The sequence below is a fragment of the Pseudomonas sp. RSB 5.4 genome (assembly GCF_037126175.1).
Classification (GTDB): domain Bacteria; phylum Pseudomonadota; class Gammaproteobacteria; order Pseudomonadales; family Pseudomonadaceae; genus Aquipseudomonas; species Aquipseudomonas fluorescens_H.
In genome coordinates, this window is record NZ_CP146986.1 from 4,026,379 (window position 1) to 4,046,574 (window position 20,196).

Below are 20,196 nucleotides of genomic sequence, written 5' to 3' on the forward strand. Positions count from 1 at the left end.
ATTTTCAGCATGCCCACGTATATAAAACGTGAAACCGCGGATAACCCGAGATGAATGGCACAAGCGCTGTCCCTGAACTAGCCTGTGAACAGCCCGAGCACCGCCCTCGTCGCCCGCCCATTGCCTGGAGAGCCGTCATTTCCATCGCCGACCCTGATCAGTTGCGCCAGCTGCTGGCCCAGTGCTCACTGGGTGACCGTACTGCGTTCGAAACGCTCTATCGCAGCGTTGGCCCGCGTCTGCACGGCGTGGCCCTGCGCGTCATGGGCCGGGCGGATCTGGCCGAGGACGTGTTGCAGGAAAGCTTCGTGCGCATCTGGAACAACGCCTCGCGCTACGAAGCCCACTTGTCGGCGCCGCTGACCTGGATGATCAACATCACTCGCAATCAGGCCATCGACCAATTACGCAAACAGCGCGAACGGCCGCTGACCGACTTCGAACAGGACACCCTGCCGGACGATGGCCCTTCAGCCCACGACCTGTTGAACAGCAGCCGCGAAGCCAGCGCGCTGCATCGCTGCCTGGACACCCTCGACGGCATGCAGCGCCAGTCGATCAGCGTCGCCTACTTCCAGGGCCTTTCCTGCTCGGAACTGGCCGAACACCTGGCCGCACCGCTGGGCTCGGTGAAGTCGTGGATTCGTCGTGGCATGGAGCGTCTGCGCAGGTGCCTTGAATCATGAACTACCAGACCCCCGCCCTGCGCCGCGCCCTCGCTGCCGATTACGCCATTGGCCTGATGTCTGCGGCAGCGCGCAGGCGCTTTGAACAATTGCTGCTGGATGACGCAGCACTGCGAAGCGAGTTGGCGCAGTGGCAGGAGAGCCTTGCCAGCCTTACCGAAACGCTGCCGGAGCAACCGGTGCCGGATCGGGTGTGGCAAGGCATCACCGCGCGGATCGATCCGCAAGTGCTGCACGTCCCGGAAAAACGTCCGTTCTGGAACTGGCTACGGGTCACCGCCGCGCTGTGTTCGATCGTGATCCTGGTATTCCTCGGCTCGCTGTACAACCGCGATGACGCCCGCTACCGCGCCACCCTGCTGACCGCCGACGCGCAGCCGGCACTGAAGGTCGAGGCGCATGCCGATTATCTGCAAGTCGAGCCGCTGACATTGGCGGCAGTCGGGCCTGATCGCAGCCTGGAATTGTGGGCGATTCCAGCGGATGGCAAGCCGATTTCGCTGGGGGTGATTCCGGCGGGGGGCAAGGGCAAGGTTGAATTGAGCGCGGCGCAGAAAGTCTTGATCGGCCAGCCGATTGCGCTGGCGGTGAGTCTGGAGCCGAAGGGTGGCTCGCCGACCGGGCAGCCGACCGGGCCGGTGCTTTACCAAGGCGCCTTAGCGGCTCTCTGACTCTGGCACGACAAACCTCTGTGGCAAGGGAGCTTGCTCCCGCTGGGCTGCGAAGCGGCCCAAATCTTGTGTGGGTAATTTTCCTGAGACGGCGCATGTGTGGATTTTACGACGGCTTCGCCGCCGAGCGGGAGCAAGCTCCCTCGCCACAGGTTTAATGCTCATCCCAATAAAAAACGGCGACCTTGAGGTCGCCGTTCTGCACTGCCTGAAGCTTACGCCGCACTGAACAACCGATGCGGATCAATCACAAACTTCTTCGGCACACCGGCATCGAACTCGCCGTAACCTTCCGGCGCCTGATCGAGGCTGATGACTTGCACGCCCACCACTTCGGCGATGTTGATGCGGTCCCACATGATCGCCTGCATCAGTTGGCGGTTGTACTTCATCACCGGGGTCTGGCCGGTGTGGAAGCTGTGGGATTTGGCCCAGCCCAGACCGAAGCGGATGCTCAGGCTGCCCATTTTCGCGGCGGCGTCCACGGCACCCGGATCTTCGGTCACGTACAGGCCCGGAATACCGATCTTGCCGGCCACACGCACCACGCCCATTAGCGAGTTGAGCACAGTGGCCGGTGCTTCGGCTTTCACCCCGTCATGGCCATGACCACGGGCTTCGAAGCCCACGCAGTCCACCGCGCAATCGACTTCCGGTTCGCCCAGCAGCGCGGCGATCTGCTCGTGCAGCGGCGTGTCCTTGGACAGGTCGACCACTTCAAAGCCCTGAGCCTTGGCGTGCGCCAGGCGGATGGTGTTGACGTCGCCGATGATCACCACCGCCGCCCCCAACAAACGCGCCGAGGCAGCCGCGGCCAGACCGACCGGGCCGGCGCCCGCGATATAAACGGTGCTGCCCGGGCCAACGCCCGCCGTCACCGCACCGTGATAGCCGGTCGGCAGAATGTCGGAGAGGCAGGTCAGGTCGCGGATTTTCTCCATGGCCTTGTCGCGATCCGGCAGTTTCAGCAGGTTGAAGTCGGCGTACGGCACCAGCACGTACTCGGCCTGACCGCCAGTCCAGTCGCCCATGTCGACATAACCGTAAGCACCGCCGGCACGCGCCGGGTTGACGGTCAGGCAGACACCGGTGTGTTGCTCCTTGCAGGAACGGCAGCGCCCGCAAGCTACGTTGAACGGTACGGAGACCAGGTCGCCGATTTTCAGGTTCTCGACGTCGGAACCTTTTTCGATCACTTCGCCGGTGATTTCATGGCCCAGCACCAGACCGGTCTGCGCCGTCGTACGGCCGCGCACCATATGCTGGTCGGAGCCACAAATGTTGGTGGATACCACACGCAGGATCACCCCGTGCTCGATCTTCCTGCCGCGCGGGTCCTGCATTTTCGGATAGTCGATTTTCTGCACTTCGACCTTGCCAGCGCCGAGATACACCACACCACGATTGCCAGACATGCTTTCACCTCGCTGTTGTTTTTATGGAACCGCGTTGCCCAGGCAGGCAGCGCGTTAAGTGCTCGGGTTATTGCTTGTTGGTCTTGCGTTGTCAGTTATGGCCCCTTCGCGAGCAAGCCCGCTCCCACAGTTGATCTTTTGTGTGACAGAGACTTGTGTTTCAACACAAATCCCCTGTGGGAGCGGGCTTGCTCGCGAAAGCGATCTAGAGAACGACCGTGCGATTGGCGTTCAAAAACACCCTTCTTTCGATGTGATAACCCACCGCCCGGGCCAGGGTCAGGCCCTCGATATCGCGCCCCTTGGCAATCAGATCCTCGGGGTAATGACTGTGATCCACCGCCTCGACGCCCTGGGCAATGATCGGCCCTTCATCGAGGTCGTTGTTGATGTAATGCGCCGTCGCGCCGACCAGCTTCACGCCCTTGTTGTAGGCCTGGTGATACGGCTTGGCACCCTTGAACCCCGGCAGCAGCGAGTGATGGATGTTGATCGCCTTGCCATCGAGCTTGCGGCACAGCTCCGGCGACAGCACCTGCATGTAGCGGGCGAGGATCACCAGTTCGGCGCCGGACTCTTCGATCACCTGCCACACCTGACGCTCCTGCGCCGGCTTGTCGTTGGGGTCGAGGGGGAAATGGTAGTAGGGAATCTGGTGCCAGTCGGCCAAAGGCTTGAGATCCGGATGGTTGGACACCACCGCCGCGACGTCCATCGACAACTGGCCGATGCGCTGGCGGTAGAGCAAGTCGTTGAGGCAGTGATCGGCCTTGGAAACCATGATCACCACTTTTGGCCGGTAGTTCGGCGCGGTCAGCTCGAAGACCATGCCGAACGCCTGACCACGCTCGGCGAGGCCGGCGCGGAAGGACTGCTCGTCGAAGCCGTCGGGCTGACGGAATTCCACGCGAATGAAGAAACGGCCCGAGAGCCGGTCATCGAACGAATGGTGCTCGGTGACGTAGCAACCCTGCTCGAACAGAAAACGCGTCACCGCGTCCACCGTGCCGAGCACGCTGGGGCAGTCGGCGGTCAGAATCCATGTGTCTGGGGCGCGGCTCATGGTGCGGTGACTCCTGTTTCAACATCTGTGAGCAGAGTGAACTCTGTGGCGAGGGCGTTCTGTGGCGAGGGAGCTTGCTCCCGCTGGGTTGCGAAGCAACCCCAAGATCAGCAACCGCGTTCTTCCAGAAAGAATGCGCTCGCAGGTTTTTGCGACTGCTTCGCAGCCGAGCGGGAGCAAGCTCCCTCGCCACAAGAAGCAATCGCGGCAACCACTTAGTGTTACGCCTGAACGCTGAGGCCGTACTCGGCCGAAGCATCCTGCAACCACAACCACCAGTAATCCGAGAAGCTGCGACGGATCAGCAGTTCCCAGGTGTCTTCGGCGGTGTGGCGAATCATCAGCTGCGATTTGGCGAACACCGTGCCCACCGCTTTGCCGACCGGGAAGTTGTTCGGGTGCACATCGTAGCTGGTGGATTTCATCAGCACCTGACGCACGTTCGGCCCGCTCAGTTCGAGCACTTGCTGGCCGCCGCTGACGTTGACGATCGCGATGTGCAGATCGCCCAGCGCCTCGCGCAGTTTCTGCTCGGCGGCGAACTCTTCACCGCTTGGCACGATCAGCAGCCACTCGTCCGGGCCCATCCACTGCAGGCTGGTTTCACCTTTGACGATCACGCTCAGAGCGCCCGGCAATTCGATGCCGAGGGCCTTGTGCACACCGGCGGCGAAGGCTGCATCGTGGCCATCGCCACGAATGGTCAGGTGACCGAGGAGTTTCTTTTCACGCACGATGACGCCGGCGTTCTTGCGACCCTTGCCGACCAGGCTGGCGAGGTCGGCATGGTGCAGCGACGACTCGGCACGGGCCCCGGTGGTCGGGCGTTGTTGGTACACGTTGGCTGTGGTCATAAAGCACCTATCTCAATTCTGTTGGTCCGGTCCTTGTGGTGGCTGTACTGCCGCCTTCGCGAGCAAGCTCGCTCCCACAGGGGACTGATGCCTGACACAAATTCCATTAACGACCCGGAACCTGTGGGAGCGGGCTTGCTCGCGAATCGATCAGACGACTCGCACCCACTGACACCCCACCGTCCCCCGAGCAATCAGATGTTCTGCCGATCCCCCTTCGGATCGAAGAACACCGAAGACACAATCTCCGCCTCGATCACGCTGCCATCGGCCAGCGGTGCAAACACCCGCTCGCCCATGCGCTTGAGACCGCCCTTGACCACGCCCATGGCAAACGAATAACCGAGGGAGTTGTGCGCGTAGCTGGAGGTCACGTGGCCGACCATGGTCATCGGGATCGCCTGCTTGGTGTTGAACACCAGTTGCGCACCTTCCGGCAGCCAGACATTCGGATCGATCGGCTTCAGGCCCACCAGTTGCTTACGCTGATCCTTCACACAGTCTTCACGGTTCATGCCGCGCTGACCGATCCACGAGAACGGTTTGGTACGACCGACGCACCAGCCCATGTTCAGGTCGTCCGGAGTCATCGAGCCGTCGGTGTCCTGACCGACGATGATGAAACCTTTCTCGGCGCGCAGAACGTGCATGGTCTCAGTGCCGTACGGCGTCAGGTTGTACTGCTTGCCGGCCTCGACGATTTTCTCCAGCACGCCCATCGCGTAGTCGGCCTGCACGTTGACTTCGTACGACAGCTCACCGGTGAACGAGATGCGGAACACCCGCGCCGGCACGCCGCCGACCAGGCCTTCTTTCCAGGTCATGAACGGGAAGGCTTCGTTGCTCAGATCAATGTCGGTCACGGCGCTGAGCAGCTTGCGGCTGTTCGGCCCGGACAGGGTCATGGTCGCCCAGTGGTCGGTGACGGAAGTGAAGTACACCTTCATCTCCGGCCATTCGGTCTGGTGGTACAGCTCCAGCCATTGCAGCACGCGAGCCGCGCCGCCCGTGGTGGTGGTCATGACGAAATGGTTGTCGGCCAGGCAGGCCGTTACCCCGTCGTCGAAGACCATGCCGTCTTCTTTGCACATCAGGCCGTAACGGGCCTTGCCCACGTCGAGCTTGGTCCAGGCGTTGGTGTACACGCGGTTGAGGAACTCGCGGGCATCCGGGCCTTGAATGTCGATCTTGCCGAGGGTCGAGGCGTCGAGCAGGCCGACGCTGTCGCGCACGGCTTTACATTCGCGCTTCACCGCGGCGTGCATGTCTTCACCGTTTTTCGGGAAGTACCATGGACGTTTCCACTGGCCGACGTCTTCAAACTCGGCGCCGTTCTTCACATGCCAGGCATGCAGCGCGGTGTAGCGCACCGGTTCGAAAATGTGCCCACAGTGACGACCCGCTACGGCGCCGAACGTTACCGGCGTGTAGTTGGGACGGAACATCGTGGTGCCCATCTGCGGGATGGTCACGTTCAGCGAACGGGCGGCGATGGCCAGACCGTTGACGTTGCCGAGCTTGCCCTGATCGGTGCCGAAACCCAGCGCGGTGTAGCGTTTGACGTGCTCGACCGACTCGAAACCTTCGCGGGTCGCCAGTTCGATGGCAGCGGCGGTGACGTCGTTCTGCAGGTCGACGAATTGCTTCGGCGCCCGCGCGGTGCCCTTCTCATGTGGCACCTGGAACAGCGCCAGCGTTGCTTCTTCGAGACGGCTCAGGGCCTTGGGCAGCGTGCCTTCGACCACACCGAAACCGGCTTCACTGGCAGCGCGAGCGCCCCCTTCGAAACCATCGGCCAGCGAATCACCGAGGCCGTAAACACCGTTGATGCCGCCGACGCACACACGCTTCTGCGGTGCTTCGCCCGGTACGAAACCGAGGATGTCTTCACGCCAGATCGGCTTGCCACCGAGGTGCGAAGCCAGGTGCACAACCGGGCTGTAACCGCCGGAACTGGCAATCACGTCGCAGTCGAGCCATTCGCCCGGGCTGGTCACCGCGTGGGCTTTGACGTCGATCGCAGCGACGCGGGCAGCGGTCACGCGCTTGCTGCCACGGGCCTCGATCACGGCGCTGCCGGTGAGGATACGAATGCCTTTGGCGCGGGCTTCTTCCACCAGCGCACCCCGCGGATTGCTCCGCGCATCGGCGATGGCCACCACTTGCAGGCTGGCGTCGAGCCAGTCCAGCGCCACGCGGTAGGCGTGATCGTTGTTGGTGCTCAGCACCAGCTTCTTGCCCGGTGCCACGCCGTAACGGCGCACGTAAGTCGAGACCGCACCGGCAAGCATGTTGCCCGGCACGTCGTTGTTGCCGTAGACCAGCGGACGCTCGTGGGCACCGGTCGCCAGCACGACACGCTTGGCGCGGACGCGGTGGATGCGCTGACGCACCTGACCGATTGGCGCACGGTCACCAAGGTGATCGGTGAGGCGTTCGTGAATGGTCAGGAAGTTGTGGTCGTGATAGCCGTTAACGGTGGCGCGCGGCAACAGCAGCACGTCCGGAGTGTTCTTCAGTTCAGCAATGACGCTGGCCACCCACTCGATCGCCGGTTTGCCGTCGAGGCTTTCGCGGGAATCGAGCAGGCTGCCGCCGAACTCTTCCTGCTCATCGGCGAGGATCACCCGCGCACCGCTGCGCGCAGCCGCCAGGGCCGCGGCGAGCCCGGCCGGGCCGGCGCCGACGATCAGCACGTCGCAGTGCTGGTTCATGTAGTCGTAGGTGTCCGGATCGACTTCGGTCGGCGAACGGCCCAAACCGGCAGCCTTGCGAATGTACTTCTCGTACGTCATCCAGAACGATTGCGGGTACATGAAGGTTTTGTAGTAGAAACCCGGCGGCATCAGCTTGCCGCCGACCTTGCCGAGAATGCCCATCATGTCGTTGTTGACGCTCGGCCAGCCGTTGGTGCTGGTGGCGACCAGGCCTTGGTACAGCGCCTGTTGCGTGGCGCGCACGTTGGGAATCTGCGTGGCTTCGGTGGCCCCGATCTGCAGCACCGCGTTCGGCTCTTCGGCACCGGCGGCGAAGATTCCGCGTGGACGCGAATACTTGAAGCTGCGGCCGATGATGTCGACGCCGTTGGCGATCAGTGCCGAGGCCAGCGAGTCGCCCTCGAAGCCTTTGTAGCTCTGACCGTTGAAGGTGAAGCTCAGCACTTTGTTACGGTCGATCCGTCCACCGTTGGACAGGCGATTGGTCTGGCTCATACCTTCTCTCCCAGCGCCGTCGTGGCTGTTTTCGCCGTATCAGCCTTGTCGGTGAATTGCGGCTTGGTGCCGATCTTGTAGGTTTCGAGAATCTCGTAGGTCACGGTGTCGCGGGTGACGTTGAAGTACTGGCGGCAACCGGCGACGTGATCCCACAGTTCGTGGTGCAGACCACGCGGGTTGTCGCGGAAGAACATGTAGTCGCCCCACTCTTCATCGGTGCAGGCGTTCGGATCCAGCGGACGCGGGATGTGCGCCTGGCCGGATGCGTGGAATTCCTCTTCGGAGCGCAGTTCGCCGCAGTGAGGACAGAAGATATGCAACATGGGGATTTCTCCTGTTAGTGGGCGACGGCAGCAGCGCCGTGTTCGTCGATGAGTGCGCCGTTGTGGAAACGGTCGATGGAAAACGGTGCCGCCAACGGGTGCATTTCACCCTTGGCGAGGCTGGCGGCAAACACGTTGCCCGAGCCGGGAGTCGCCTTGAAGCCACCGGTGCCCCAACCGCAGTTGAAGAACATGTTCGGTACCGGGGTTTTCGAAATGATCGGGCAGGCGTCCGGTGTGGTGTCGACGATGCCGCCCCACTGACGGTTCATGCGCACCCGCGACAGCACCGGGAACATCTCGACGATGGCCTGGATGGTGTGCTCGATCACCGGGTACGAACCGCGCTGGCCGTAGCCGTTGTAGCCGTCGATACCGGCGCCGATCACCAGGTCGCCCTTGTCCGACTGGCTGATGTAACCGTGCACGGCGTTGGACATGATCACGCTGTCAATAATTGGCTTGATCGGCTCGGACACCAGCGCTTGCAGCGGGTGGGATTCGATCGGCAGACGGAAACCGGCGAGCTTGGCCATGTGCCCGGAGTTGCCGGCAGTGACCACGCCGACGCGCTTGGCGCCGATGAAGCCCTTGTTGGTTTCAACGCCGATGCACACGCCGTTTTCCTTGCGAAAACCGATGACTTCGGTCTGCTGGATCAAGTCCACGCCGAGGGCATCCGCCGCGCGGGCAAAGCCCCAGGCCACGGCATCGTGACGGGCGACGCCGCCGCGACGCTGAACGGTCGCGCCCATCACCGGGTAGCGGGTGTTTTTCGAGCAGTCGAGGTACGGAATCTCGTCCGCCACTTGCTTGGCGTTGAGCAGTTCGCCGTCAACGCCGTTGAGGCGGTTGGCGCTGACCCGGCGCTCGGAATCACGGATGTCCTGCAGGGTGTGGCACAGGTTGTAGACGCCACGCTGGGAGAACATCACGTTGTAGTTCAGGTCCTGCGACAGGCCTTCCCACAATTTCATCGCGTGCTCGTACAGGTGCGCCGACTCGTCCCACAGGTAGTTGGAACGCACGATGGTGGTGTTGCGCGCAGTGTTGCCGCCGCCCAGCCAGCCCTTCTCGACCACGGCGACGTTGGTGATGCCGTGCTCTTTCGCCAGATAGTAGGCAGTCGCCAGACCGTGCCCGCCGCCGCCAACGATGACCACGTCGTAGACCTTCTTCGGCGTCGGCGTGCGCCACATGCGCTGCCAGTTTTCGTGGTGGCTGAGGGAGTGTTTGAAGAGGCCGAAGCCCGAATAGCGTTGCATAGTCATTTACTCCAAACCGCTCAGCGATAAACCGGGTAGTCGGCGCACAGTGCCGCGACGTTCTTGGCCACATTCGCTTCAACGTCGGCGTCACCGAGGTTGTCGAGGATGTCGCAGATCCAGCCGGCCAGCACTTCGCACTGGGCGACCTTGAAGCCGCGGGTGGTGACGGCCGGGGTGCCGATGCGCAGGCCCGAGGTCACGAACGGCGATTGCGGGTCGTTCGGCACGGCATTCTTGTTGACGGTGATGTGCGCACGGCCAAGGGCGGCGTCAGCATCCTTGCCGGTCAGGCCCTGACGGATCAGGCTGACCAGGAACAGGTGGTTGTCGGTACCGCCGGACACTACATCGTAGCCACGTTTGATAAACACGCTGGCCATGGCCTTGGCGTTGTCGATCACTTGCTGCTGATAGGCCTTGAAGCCTGGCTCCAGCGCTTCCTTGAAGCACACCGCTTTACCGGCGATGACGTGCATCAGCGGGCCGCCCTGAGCGCCGGGGAATACCGCGGCGTTGAGCTTCTTCTCGATCTCTTCGTTGGACTTGGCCAGGATCAGCCCGCCACGCGGACCGCGCAGGGTCTTGTGCGTGGTGGTGGTGACCACGTCGGCGTACGGCAGCGGGTTCGGGTACAGGCCAGCAGCGACCAGACCGGCGACGTGGGCCATGTCGACGAACAGCAGCGCACCGACCTTGTCGGCGATCTGCCGGAAGCGCGGGAAATCCAGGGTCTTCGAATAAGCGGAGAAACCGGCAACGATCATTTTCGGCTTGCACTCGACGGCCAGACGCTCGACTTCGTCGTAATCGATCAGCCCGGTATCGGTGTTGATCCCGTACTGCACCGCGTTGTACAGCTTGCCCGAGGACGACACTTTCGCGCCGTGGGTCAGGTGGCCGCCGTGGGCCAGGCTCATGCCCAGAATGGTGTCGCCCGGCTGGATCAGCGCTAGATAAACAGCGCTGTTGGCCGAGGAACCGGAGTGCGGCTGGACGTTGGCGTAATCGGCGCCGAATAGCTGCTTGGCGCGTTCGATGGCCAGCGCTTCGACTTTATCCACATGCTCGCAGCCGCCGTAGTAGCGCTTGCCCGGATAGCCTTCGGCGTATTTGTTGGTCAGGCCGCTGCCTTGCGCTTCCATCACGCGTTTGCTGGTGTAGTTTTCCGACGCGATCAGCTCGATGTGATCTTCCTGACGCTGCTCCTCGGCATTCATCGCCGCCAGCAGTGCATCGTCATAACCCTGGATCTGGTCTTGCTTGCTGAACATCGCGTCTCTCCCAGCGGCGGCAGTGCGCCATTTTGTCTTGGTCAGGCACGCGGCTTGCGACGGTGCCCTTTGATGCGATGGTATGGCCGGCGCAGACAGCCCAGATGCCTACGGACGCCACACAAAGGTGCGTTTACGACATGGCGGGAAATGACCGAATGAATCCACGCAGATCCCTTGTGGGAGCGGGCTTGCTCGCGAAAGCGGTGTGTCAGTCGACATCTATGCCGTCTGATACAACGCTTTCGCGAGCAAGCCCGCTCCCACAGGGGTTATGTGCAGGCCGTGCGAATGGCGAGCAGCAAGAGGAAATGCAGGGGATAGAGCGCGTACGCCCAACGGCGCATGGGCAGCGGATGGATAGATCTGAAGTGTCGCAACAAGAACAGCCCGAGCATTGGCGCAATCAGGCATGCCGCGATGCCGAACACCGCCACGTAGTTGCCAAACTCCGCCGCCTCATACAGCACCTGCCACTGATTCCCCGCCAGACACACCAGCCCCGGCAGCAGGCCGAAGTACCAAGGGCGACGGATCACCCACAGCAGCGCCAGCGGCAGCAACACGCCAAATACGCCGAACATCAGCCACTGCGAAAACAGCGCCGCCAGCAGCAAGGCACCGACGCCCAACAGGCGCGATAGCAAGGTTCGATCCTGCCACCCTCGCGCCACCAGCAAACCGAGCGCCAGCGTGGGCATCACGTTCAAGGTGTCGGGATCAGGAATGTACAAGCGGTAGGGAATCTCGCTGATCAGGCTGAACAGCAGCAACCAGCCCAGATAGCGCCACTCGGTCTTCTGCGCACCGGTCCGGGCAAGGTTCGCCGCCATCGCCAGACAGAACCACGGGAACGCCAGACGCCCCGGCACATACAGCCAATCGGCGCTGATCCCGACATATCGCAGGTGATCGAGCAGCATGCTCAGCAGCGCCAGCCACTTGAGCAAATCCAGCGCGCCGTCGCGTTTAGTCACGTGCATAATCGGGCAACAAACTGGTAATTTTCTGACAGCGACATCCCGTGTGCTCCCCGGAAGATCTTCGGTAAAGTGCGCACCATCATTGACCACGAGCCTTCACAAGAGTCTCGACCACGGAAGCCGGCCATGACCGACAAGAGCCAACAATTCGCCAGCGACAACTACTCCGGTATCTGCCCTGAAGCCTGGGCTGCCATGGAACAGGCCAACCACGGCCACCAGCGCGCTTATGGCGACGATGAATGGACCGCACGCGCTTCGGACTATTTCCGCAAATTGTTCGAAACCGACTGCGAAGTGTTTTTCGCCTTCAACGGCACCGCCGCCAACTCGCTGGCGCTGTCGTCGCTGTGCCAGAGTTACCACAGCGTGATCTGCTCGGAAACCGCCCACGTCGAAACCGACGAATGCGGCGCACCGGAATTCTTCTCCAACGGCTCGAAACTGCTGATCGCCGGCACCGAAAACGGCAAGATCACCCCGCAGTCGATTCGCGAAGTCGCGCTCAAGCGGCAGGACATCCACTACCCGAAACCGCGCGTCGTGACCCTGACTCAGGCCACTGAAGTCGGCAGCGTCTACACCCCGGAAGAAGTCCGCGCCATCAGCGCCACCTGCAAGGAACTGGGCCTGCACCTGCACATGGACGGCGCGCGTTTCTCCAACGCCTGCGCCTTCCTCGGCTGCTCGCCGGCCGATCTGACCTGGAAGGCCGGCGTCGACGTGCTGTGCTTCGGCGGTACGAAAAACGGCATGGCCGTGGGTGAAGCGATTCTGTTCTTCAACCACAAACTGGCCGAAGACTTCGACTACCGCTGCAAACAGGCCGGGCAACTGGCGTCGAAAATGCGTTTTCTGTCAGCGCCGTGGGTCGGCATCCTCGAAAACGACGCCTGGCTCAAGTACGCCCGCCACGCCAACCACTGCGCGCAATTGCTGGCCGAACTGGTCAGCGACATTCCAGGCGTGGAACTGATGTTCCCGGTGCAGGCCAACGGCGTGTTCCTGCAACTCTCGGAACCGGCCATCGCCGCGCTGACCGCGAAGAACTGGCGTTTCTACACCTTCATCGGCAAGGGCGGCGCACGCTTCATGTGCTCGTGGGACACCGAAGAAGAACGCGTACGCGAACTGGCTCGTGACATCCGCGAAGTGATGTCGGCCTGATTCCTTGGCAAATGAACTCCTGTAACGAGTTGATCCCCTGTGGCGAGGGGATTTATCCCCGATCGGCTGCGCAGCAGTCGTAAATCCTGAAAACGCGGTCTTGCTGGTAGATCGCGTTCATAGGTTTTGGGGCTGCTGCGCAACCCATCGGGGATAAATCCCCTCACCACAAGTCATCTTCGCCGCCCCTATCGCGCCAGCTGCTTGGTCTACATTGTCTGTCGAGCCCCCCGCTCACATAACAACAAGCAGGAGCATCGGCATGTCGCTACAAGGCAAAACCCTGTTCATCACCGGCGCCAGCCGTGGCATCGGCCGTGAGATTGCGCTGCGGGCCGCGAAGGACGGGGCCAATATCGTGATTGCGGCCAAGAGCGCCGAAGCTCATCCGAAATTGCCCGGCACCATTCACAGCGTCGCTGCAGAAGTCGAAGCCGCTGGCGGCAAGGCATTGGCGCTGCAAGTCGATGTGCGTGATGAAGAGGCGGTGAGCAGTGCGCTGGCCCTGGCCAACGAGCATTTCGGCGGCATCGATGCGCTGATCAATAACGCCGGGGCGATCAAGCTCACCGGTGTGCAACACATCGAACTCAAGCGTTTCGACCTGATGCACCAGATCAACACCCGCGCGGTGTTGTTGTGCAGCCAGGCCGCCCTGCCCTATTTGAAGAAATCCGCCGGCCACATCCTCAACCTGTCGCCGCCGCTGAATCTGGCAAGCAAATGGTTCGCCCAATACAGCCCCTACACCGTGACCAAATACGGCATGAGCATGCTGACGGTGGGCATGAGCGAGGAGTTCGCCAATTACGGGATCAGCGTCAATTCGCTGTGGCCGCAGACCATGATTGCCACGGCGGCGATCGAGTTTCAGCTGGGCAACAGAGAGTCGTTCAAGCATGCGCGCACGCCAGCAATCATGGCGGATGCGGCGCATGTGATCCTGAGCAGCAGCGGGCGGCAGATCAGCGGTCGGCTGTTGATTGATGAGGAGATTTTGCGAGAAAACGGCGTGACCGAATTCGATCAATACCGATTCGAGCCGGACAGCGACGCCACACTGATGCCCGACCTGTTCATCGATTGAAAACACATCCCCCTGTGGGAGCGGGCTTGCTCGCGAAAGCGGTGTGTCATTCAACACGTTTGCCGACTGATCCGACGCTTTCGCGAGCAAGCCCGCTCCCACAGGGGATTTGCATCGATCCTTAGAACTCGATGCGCACGTCGCCCTTCGGCACGCTGCAGCACGACAGGATGAAACCTTCCGCCTCGTCGTCCTCGGTTATCCCGCCGTTGTGCTCCATCTCCACTTCGCCACCGAGCTTGAGCACCTTGCACGTGCCGCAGATCCCCATGCCGCAGGCTTTCGGGATCATCAGGCCAAGCTTGGCCGCGGCTGCGTGCACGGTTTCGCCCGGGCCCACGCGAATGCTCTTGCCGGAGGCGGTGAACTCGACCTGATGCAGATCCGCCGCATCAATTTCCGGAGCCTCGGCCGCCTGTTCGGCTTGTTCCACCGCGTCGGCACGGGCTTCGGGTGGTGTGGCGCCGAAGGATTCCTCGTGATACCGCGACATGTCGTAACCGGCGGCTTCCAGCAAGCGCTTGACCGCGGTCATGTACGGCGTCGGGCCGCAGCAGAACACTTCGCGTTCGAGGAAGTCCGGCACCATCAGTTCGAGCATCTTGTGATTGAGGTAGCCGCGATAGCCGGCCCACGGCTCGCCCAGCCCGTGTTTCTCGCAGATCAGGTGCAGGCTGAAGTTGTCGATCCGCGACGCCATGTGCTCCAGTTCGCGGTGATAAATGATGTCTTTCGGCGAGCGTGCGCTGTGGATAAAGGTCATGTCGACGTTGGCGTTGGTGTCGTAGAACCAGCGCGCCATCGACATGCACGGAGTGATCCCCACGCCGCCGCTGAGATACAGCACTTTCGGACTCGGGAAGTCGATGGCGTTGAACAGCCCGACGGGGCCGTGCACCGCCAGCTCCTGGCCTTCATGCAGGGTGTCGTGCAGCCAGTTGGAGACCTTGCCGCCCGGCACGCGCTTGATCGTCACCGAGAAGCTGTACGGCACCGACGGCGAACTGGAGATGGTGTACGAACGCATGATCGGCTGGCCGTCGATTTCCAGCTCCAGGGTCACGAACTGTCCGGGCTTGAAGAAGAACAGGATCGGCTGGTCGGCCATGAAACAGAAGGTGCGCACGTCCCAGGTTTCCTGGATGACTTTGACGCAACGGACGATGTGTCGGCCATTGGCCCAGGTCTGGGTGGTGACCGGATTCAGGAAGCTGTTGGACATGCTGTTCTCCACGGCCGACTGTCGGCCTTCATGTGGCGATTCTGCGTATAGCGCAGACCGCCCGTTTACCTATCCGCGACATCGGCATGCTTATCGCGACCAGCCCCCAACCACCGGGGGTTGCGCGTCGGGAACAGATTGCACCATGTCGCCCATGGATAAGGTTCCGCCCAGCGCCGGCCCCACACTCGCCTCACATCAAACAGATTCTTTACACCTTGCGTAGCAACCCTGATCAGCCACTTTCGCGGCCACGCAGATGGCCTTGAGGAATACATCGATGGACGTCACCGCAAAAATCAGCCTGGGCGATCCGCTGGAACCCGCACGCAAGGCCACCGCACAGATGCTGCAAGAGCGCGAGCGCACCTTTTCCCTGCCGCAACCGTTCTACAGCGATGAGCGCCTGTTCGATATCGACATGCAGGAGATCTTCCAGAAAGAGTGGTTGATCGCTGGCATGACCTGCGAGATCCCGGCCAAGGGCAACTACCTGACCCTGCAGGTCGGCAAGAACCCGATCATCGTCATTCGTGGCGCTGAAGGTGTGGTGCATGCTTTCCATAACGTTTGCCGCCACCGTGGCTCGCGCCTGTGCACCAGCGACAAGGGCAAGGTCGCCAAACTGGTCTGCCACTACCACCAGTGGACCTATGAGCTGGACGGTCGTCTGCTGTTCGCCGGCACCGAGATGGGCGCCGACTTCGACATGAAACAGTACGGCCTCAAACCGGTGAACGTGAAGACTGCCGGCGGCTACATCTTCATCAGCCTGGCGGAGAATCCGCCGGCCATTGATGACTTCCTGTCGACACTGAACCACTACATGGAACCGTACGACATGGAGAACACCAAGGTGGCGATCACCACCACCTTGATGGAAAAGGCCAACTGGAAACTGGTGCTGGAAAACAACCGCGAATGCTACCACTGCAACGCGTCGCACCCGGAACTGCTGAAAACCCTGCTGGAATGGGACGACGTCACCGACCCGCGCGCCGATCAGGCATTCAAGGATCACGTCGCCGCCTCCGCCGCGGCGTGGGAAGCCGAGAAGATCCCTTACGCCCACGCCAGTTTCGGCCTGCGCAACCGCATCGTGCGCATGCCGCTGCTCAAGGGCACCGTGTCGATGACCCTGGACGGCAAACAGGGCTGCGCCAAACTGATGGGCCGGATCAAGAACCCCGACCTCGGCTCGATGCGCATCCTGCACCTGCCGCACTCGTGGAACCACTGCATGGGCGACCACATCATCGTCTTCACCGTGTGGCCGATCAGCGCCCAGGAAACCATGGTCACCACCAAATGGCTGGTGCATAAGGACGCGGTCGAAGGCGTGGATTACGACGTCGAGCGCATGCGCCAGGTGTGGGACGCGACCAACGATCAGGACCGCCGTCTGGCCGAAGAGAACCAGCGCGGGATCAACTCCACCGCTTACCAGCCTGGGCCGTATTCGAAGACCTATGAGTTTGGCGTGGTCAACTTCGTGGATTGGTACAGCGAGCGGATGCTCAACAACCTTGGGGCCGAGCCGGCGCCGTATCTTAAAGGGGTGCCTGTCCAAGGCTAAAAGCAAAAGCTTCGCGAGCAAGCTCGCTCCCACAGGGACTGGCGGTGTACACAAATTCTGTTATCACCGCCGACCACTGTGGGAGCGAGCTTGCTCGCGAAGAGGCCGGTCCGGTCACCGCCTCACTTCGATGACCACCTCACACTGCCATCCTCCCCAATAAACTCCTCGAAAATATCCTCCCCCACCAGCCTGATTTTCGCGTAGCCATTCAGCACCCGCAGCGGATATGCCGGATCGTTGGCATCCTGCGTCTCCGACCACAACACCCGCGAATGCCCGTCCAGCTCGCTGGCATTGCCGTACGGAATCGCCCCGTGCCCGGCGCAGCGCGCATGCAAACCGCCCTGTTGCGCATAGACGATGCCGTTGTGCAGATGCCCCCAATACCAATAATCCGGCTCGCGCCCCAGTGCATCGCACACCGGTTGATACAGCGCGGTCTTGTTGTGCCCGGAAATGTCGAAGCCCTGGTGATGGCTGAGCACCATGATTTTTTTGCGTTTCGGCAGGCCTTTCATCCAGACGATCTGCGGCTCATTCAGCGTGCCATCCATGTACAGGTTCATCGCATCCGAGGCGTAGGCCGAATCGAGGCCGACCACCAGCCAATCGTCATTGATCAAGGCGAAATAACTGGTGCCCTGCTGCCCCGGAAAGCGCTTGGCCAGTTCCTTGAAATAGCCGTGGGCGCCGCTGTACATCTCATGGTTGGAATTAAGGGTGAAGGAACCGTGGCTGCCCATCGGCCAACCGGCCATGTCGACGTCTTCCTGCGAGTGGCTGCCGGCGTAATACACGTCACCCAGATGGATGGTGAAATCGGCTTGCGCCAGTTGCATCTGGTTGGCGACTGAAACCGCCGGCGCATGACTGTCAAAGGGGCCGGTGCCCCAGTCGCCGGCAATCGCCAGGGTCACGTCGCGCTCCATCTGCACCACCGCCGGATCGGTGCCGAAGGTCGCGTGGTGACGCAGGTTTTCGATCCACTTCAGCAGCGCCTCGCTCCACAGCAGATCGAGCAGTTCCCACTTGCGACAACCCAACAAGCTGCCGTCCTTCAACACCCGGGTTTGCAGTTGATCCGACGATTGCGGCAGCGGCATCGCGTTGCCGATACGCAGGATCGACAGGCCATGGGACAATTCCCACGGCACCGCCGGTTCGTCGCCCGGCAACTCGCCGTTTTTCAGCACGTATTGCGCCTGATCGTGACCGCGCTGCAACAGCTTGATGATCGCCTGAAACTCCTGCGGCTCCAGCTCGCTGATGAGCTTCATCCAGGCCATTTCCATGCGCGTGAACAAGCCGTGAAGGCGCAGTTTGACCTTGTCGTACTCGTGTTCCCAATGACTGACCAGTGACATGGCGTAATCCTCTATCCGTAAGGGCTCACAGGGTTTTCATGAATTCGATCAACGCACGCTTGTCGTCATCCGAAAGCTGCGTGCCATACAAGTGACCGGTGTTGTGGTTGCCCTCCAGCCGCGTGTCGTATTTGAAGTCCGCCGAGGCCTTGGCCTGGGCGCCGCTGGTGACGAAACCGACGTTGACCGGGTCGTAGACGTCGGACCCGGTGATGAACACCACCGGACGTTTTTCCGGCGGTTGCAGCAGATCCCACAGGGTCGGTACCGAACCGTTGTGCAGATACGGCGCGCGCAACCAGATGCCGTCGGTCGGCGTGTTGCTGTAGCTCTGGGTCTTGCGATAGGCGCCGAAGTCGAACGGCGGTTTCTTGAAGGTGTGGAACGCCGTCACCAGACCGGTGGTGAACGAGTCCAGCCGATGCGGATCGGTGCCGAGTTGATCGATGTTGGTGGTGACCTGCCCGGTGTCGGCACGCCCGAAGTCATGGCAACCGGCGCAATTGGCTTCCCAGATCGGTTTGCCCTGCGCGACTTTCGCTTGATCCAGCGCCCACGGCCACGCCGGCGGCTTGTGCCCGAGCAGCCAGTTGGTCACCCGGTTGAAGCTCGGCGGCAGCACCGATTCCGGGGTCGCGCCCACGGCCATGGCGGCGGCGTAGTTGCGTTCGTGGATCTTGTTGTTATTGCCGTCCCAGTGCAGGTACATCGATTCCCGCGGTTTCTGGTTCCACACTTGCGGCAGGTCGACGGTGCCGATGGTCGAGTCATCCGGGAAGCCGAACACCACCATTTTCGTCGGGTTGAAGGTGTCGGTGCGACCCGGCCCCTGAGCGGGCCGCAACTTCTGCCAGGCATAGGCCTGTTTCTGTTTGAGCAGCGCGCTCTTGGCCATCGGGATGATCAGGTAGCGGTTGTAGAGCTTCTCGAAAAAGCCCAGCTGGAACTTGCTGTTGATCGCCGCCATCACCGCGTCGGTGGTGAATTTCGGATCGCTGGCGCAATCGTAGGCGTACCACTGGAAGGCTTGCAGTTGCAGGGTGTTGGCCGGCGCGCTCGGCACATTCACCGCGACGTCGCTGGCATTGGCCCGGTAGGAGCCGGTGTGGCACAGCGCGCAGTTCGGCTCTACGGTCGGGTAACCGATTTGTCGCTTGGCCATGCCGATCGGCAGGTCCTTGCCGTTTTCATAGAGGAAGCCGAACACTTCCCAGCCGCCGGGTTTGGGCATTTTTTCCGGGCACATCTGCGGCAGCACGGCGAACAGGTAATACGGGATCCGCGCTTCGATGCCCAAGCCGATGGCGGCGTATTTGTAGTGGTCTTCGTCGGAGGCGTATTCCTGCTCCGGCACCACGCGCAGCATCTGGTACCAGGTTTCGTAACCGATGAAACCCAGTAGCGCCACCACGATCAAGGTGCCGACCTTGAAGGCGTGGCTCTGCCATTGCCGCGCCCAGGCCGCGCGCCACTCGCGCCAGCCATCGCAGAGCAACGCCCATGGTCGGTGCTCGGGCGTGGTGCCCAGGTACAGCAGAATGCCGAGGATCAGAAAGAAGCTCAGATCGCCCATCAGCATCGGCACGAACACCGAACCCTGAATGCTCGTATTGATCAGGTAAATCCAGAACACCACGGCGATCAGCCGCGTCAGTACGCACAACCAGGAATGCACCACGTAGCGCGGCGCGTTGAAACCCGACGGCATATAAAACACGCTGATGCCCACCAGCAGCATCCCGGCGTTTTCCAGCCAGGGGTCGGAGAGTTGCGGCGGCAGGCCGACCACCGATGTCAGCAATCCCGGCGCAAACAGCGCCGGGATGGCGAACACCATGTTCATGGCAATGCCGATCCAGATGAAGCGTTGAAACCAGCGGATACAGGTATCCATGTCATCCATTTCCTTCTGACCACCAACCTGCGATGTCCCTCGTGGTGAGGGGATTTATCCCCGATGGGTCGCGAAGCGGCCCCAAACCCTGCCAGCGCGGTCTGTCTTGATGACCGCGCGCTCAGGTTTTACGA

16 protein-coding genes and 1 pseudogene are annotated in these 20,196 nt (G+C 61.7%); 5 read left to right on the forward strand and 12 right to left on the reverse strand.

Features of this window, described 5'->3' with window-relative positions; translation table 11 throughout:
- The first annotated feature begins 50 nt into the window (after positions 1 to 50).
- Together V9L13_RS18255 and V9L13_RS18260 are read left to right on the forward strand one after the other, a co-directional pair.
- On the forward strand, positions 51 to 686 hold the full coding sequence (locus tag V9L13_RS18255) for a sigma-70 family RNA polymerase sigma factor (RefSeq protein ID WP_338800177.1): 636 nt from the start codon (positions 51 to 53) through the stop codon (positions 684 to 686).
- Complete coding sequence (locus V9L13_RS18260) at positions 683 to 1,357, forward strand: anti-sigma factor (RefSeq protein ID WP_338800178.1); 675 nt, start codon at positions 683 to 685, stop codon at positions 1,355 to 1,357. The genes V9L13_RS18255 and V9L13_RS18260 overlap by 4 nt, the downstream gene beginning before the upstream one ends.
- Positions 1,358 to 1,572: 215 nt before the next feature.
- Here the strand turns inward: V9L13_RS18260 and fdhA are convergent, their stop codons facing one another.
- The 8 genes from fdhA to V9L13_RS18300 all read right to left on the reverse strand — a co-directional run bounded on the left by fdhA (position 1,573) and on the right by V9L13_RS18300 (position 11,749).
- The gene (gene fdhA / locus V9L13_RS18265; protein ID WP_027610665.1) at positions 1,573 to 2,772 is read right to left on the reverse strand and encodes a formaldehyde dehydrogenase, glutathione-independent; all 1,200 of its coding nucleotides are present in this window, start codon (positions 2,770 to 2,772) and stop codon (positions 1,573 to 1,575) included.
- Positions 2,773 to 2,977: 205 nt separating this feature from the next.
- Positions 2,978 to 3,835 carry a formyltetrahydrofolate deformylase gene (gene purU, locus V9L13_RS18270; RefSeq protein WP_003228959.1) on the reverse strand — a complete coding sequence of 286 codons (858 nt, stop codon included), beginning with the start codon at positions 3,833 to 3,835 and terminating at the stop codon, positions 2,978 to 2,980.
- A gap of 221 nt (positions 3,836 to 4,056) precedes the next feature.
- On the reverse strand, positions 4,057 to 4,689 hold the full coding sequence (gene soxG, locus V9L13_RS18275; protein ID WP_034155013.1) for a sarcosine oxidase subunit gamma family protein: 633 nt from the start codon (positions 4,687 to 4,689) through the stop codon (positions 4,057 to 4,059).
- 194 nt (positions 4,690 to 4,883) lie between these two features.
- On the reverse strand, positions 4,884 to 7,901 hold the full coding sequence (locus tag V9L13_RS18280) for a sarcosine oxidase subunit alpha (protein ID WP_338800179.1): 3,018 nt from the start codon (positions 7,899 to 7,901) through the stop codon (positions 4,884 to 4,886).
- Positions 7,898 to 8,227 carry a sarcosine oxidase subunit delta gene (locus tag V9L13_RS18285; RefSeq protein ID WP_003228964.1) on the reverse strand — a complete coding sequence of 110 codons (330 nt, stop codon included), beginning with the start codon at positions 8,225 to 8,227 and terminating at the stop codon, positions 7,898 to 7,900. Before V9L13_RS18285 ends, V9L13_RS18280 begins: the two co-directional genes overlap by 4 nt.
- Positions 8,228 to 8,241: 14 nt before the next feature.
- Complete coding sequence (locus V9L13_RS18290; protein ID WP_003206307.1) at positions 8,242 to 9,492, reverse strand: sarcosine oxidase subunit beta; 1,251 nt, start codon at positions 9,490 to 9,492, stop codon at positions 8,242 to 8,244.
- Positions 9,493 to 9,512: 20 nt separating this feature from the next.
- The gene (gene glyA, locus V9L13_RS18295; protein WP_003228965.1) at positions 9,513 to 10,766 is read right to left on the reverse strand and encodes a serine hydroxymethyltransferase; all 1,254 of its coding nucleotides are present in this window, start codon (positions 10,764 to 10,766) and stop codon (positions 9,513 to 9,515) included.
- A 272-nt stretch (positions 10,767 to 11,038) separates the two neighbouring features.
- Positions 11,039 to 11,749, reverse strand: a complete 711-nt coding sequence (locus V9L13_RS18300; RefSeq protein WP_338800180.1) for a TraX family protein — start codon at positions 11,747 to 11,749, stop codon at positions 11,039 to 11,041.
- A 126-nt stretch (positions 11,750 to 11,875) separates the two neighbouring features.
- Between V9L13_RS18300 and V9L13_RS18305 the strand changes: the two genes are divergently transcribed.
- Positions 11,876 to 12,916 (forward strand): low specificity L-threonine aldolase, encoded by a 1,041-nt coding sequence (locus V9L13_RS18305; protein WP_003228968.1) that lies wholly within the window; start codon positions 11,876 to 11,878, stop codon positions 12,914 to 12,916.
- Positions 12,917 to 13,178: 262 nt separating this feature from the next.
- Entirely contained in the window at positions 13,179 to 14,003 is an 825-nt protein-coding gene (locus tag V9L13_RS18310) for an NAD(P)-dependent oxidoreductase (protein WP_338800181.1), read from the forward strand.
- A 12-nt stretch (positions 14,004 to 14,015) separates the two neighbouring features.
- Here the strand turns inward: V9L13_RS18310 and V9L13_RS18315 are convergent.
- Both V9L13_RS18315 and gbcB read right to left on the reverse strand, forming a co-directional pair.
- Positions 14,016 to 14,105: pseudogene (locus tag V9L13_RS18315) on the reverse strand (metal ABC transporter ATP-binding protein); the annotation flags it as partial.
- Positions 14,106 to 14,124: 19 nt separating this feature from the next.
- On the reverse strand, positions 14,125 to 15,225 hold the full coding sequence (gene gbcB, locus V9L13_RS18320; RefSeq protein WP_103484824.1) for a glycine-betaine demethylase subunit GbcB: 1,101 nt from the start codon (positions 15,223 to 15,225) through the stop codon (positions 14,125 to 14,127).
- Between the two features lie 280 nt (positions 15,226 to 15,505).
- Here gbcB and gbcA point away from each other — a divergent pair, with 280 nt between their 5' ends.
- Positions 15,506 to 16,801, forward strand: a complete 1,296-nt coding sequence (gbcA, locus tag V9L13_RS18325) for a glycine-betaine demethylase subunit GbcA (RefSeq protein WP_122748161.1) — start codon at positions 15,506 to 15,508, stop codon at positions 16,799 to 16,801.
- Between the two features lie 122 nt (positions 16,802 to 16,923).
- Here gbcA and V9L13_RS18330 read toward each other — a convergent pair whose 3' ends face one another.
- Both V9L13_RS18330 and V9L13_RS18335 read right to left on the reverse strand, forming a co-directional pair.
- The gene (locus V9L13_RS18330; RefSeq protein WP_338800182.1) at positions 16,924 to 18,168 is read right to left on the reverse strand and encodes a metallophosphoesterase; all 1,245 of its coding nucleotides are present in this window, start codon (positions 18,166 to 18,168) and stop codon (positions 16,924 to 16,926) included.
- Between the two features lie 25 nt (positions 18,169 to 18,193).
- Positions 18,194 to 20,062, reverse strand: a complete 1,869-nt coding sequence (locus V9L13_RS18335) for a hypothetical protein (RefSeq protein ID WP_338800183.1) — start codon at positions 20,060 to 20,062, stop codon at positions 18,194 to 18,196.
- Between the last annotated feature and the right edge of the window lie 134 nt (positions 20,063 to 20,196).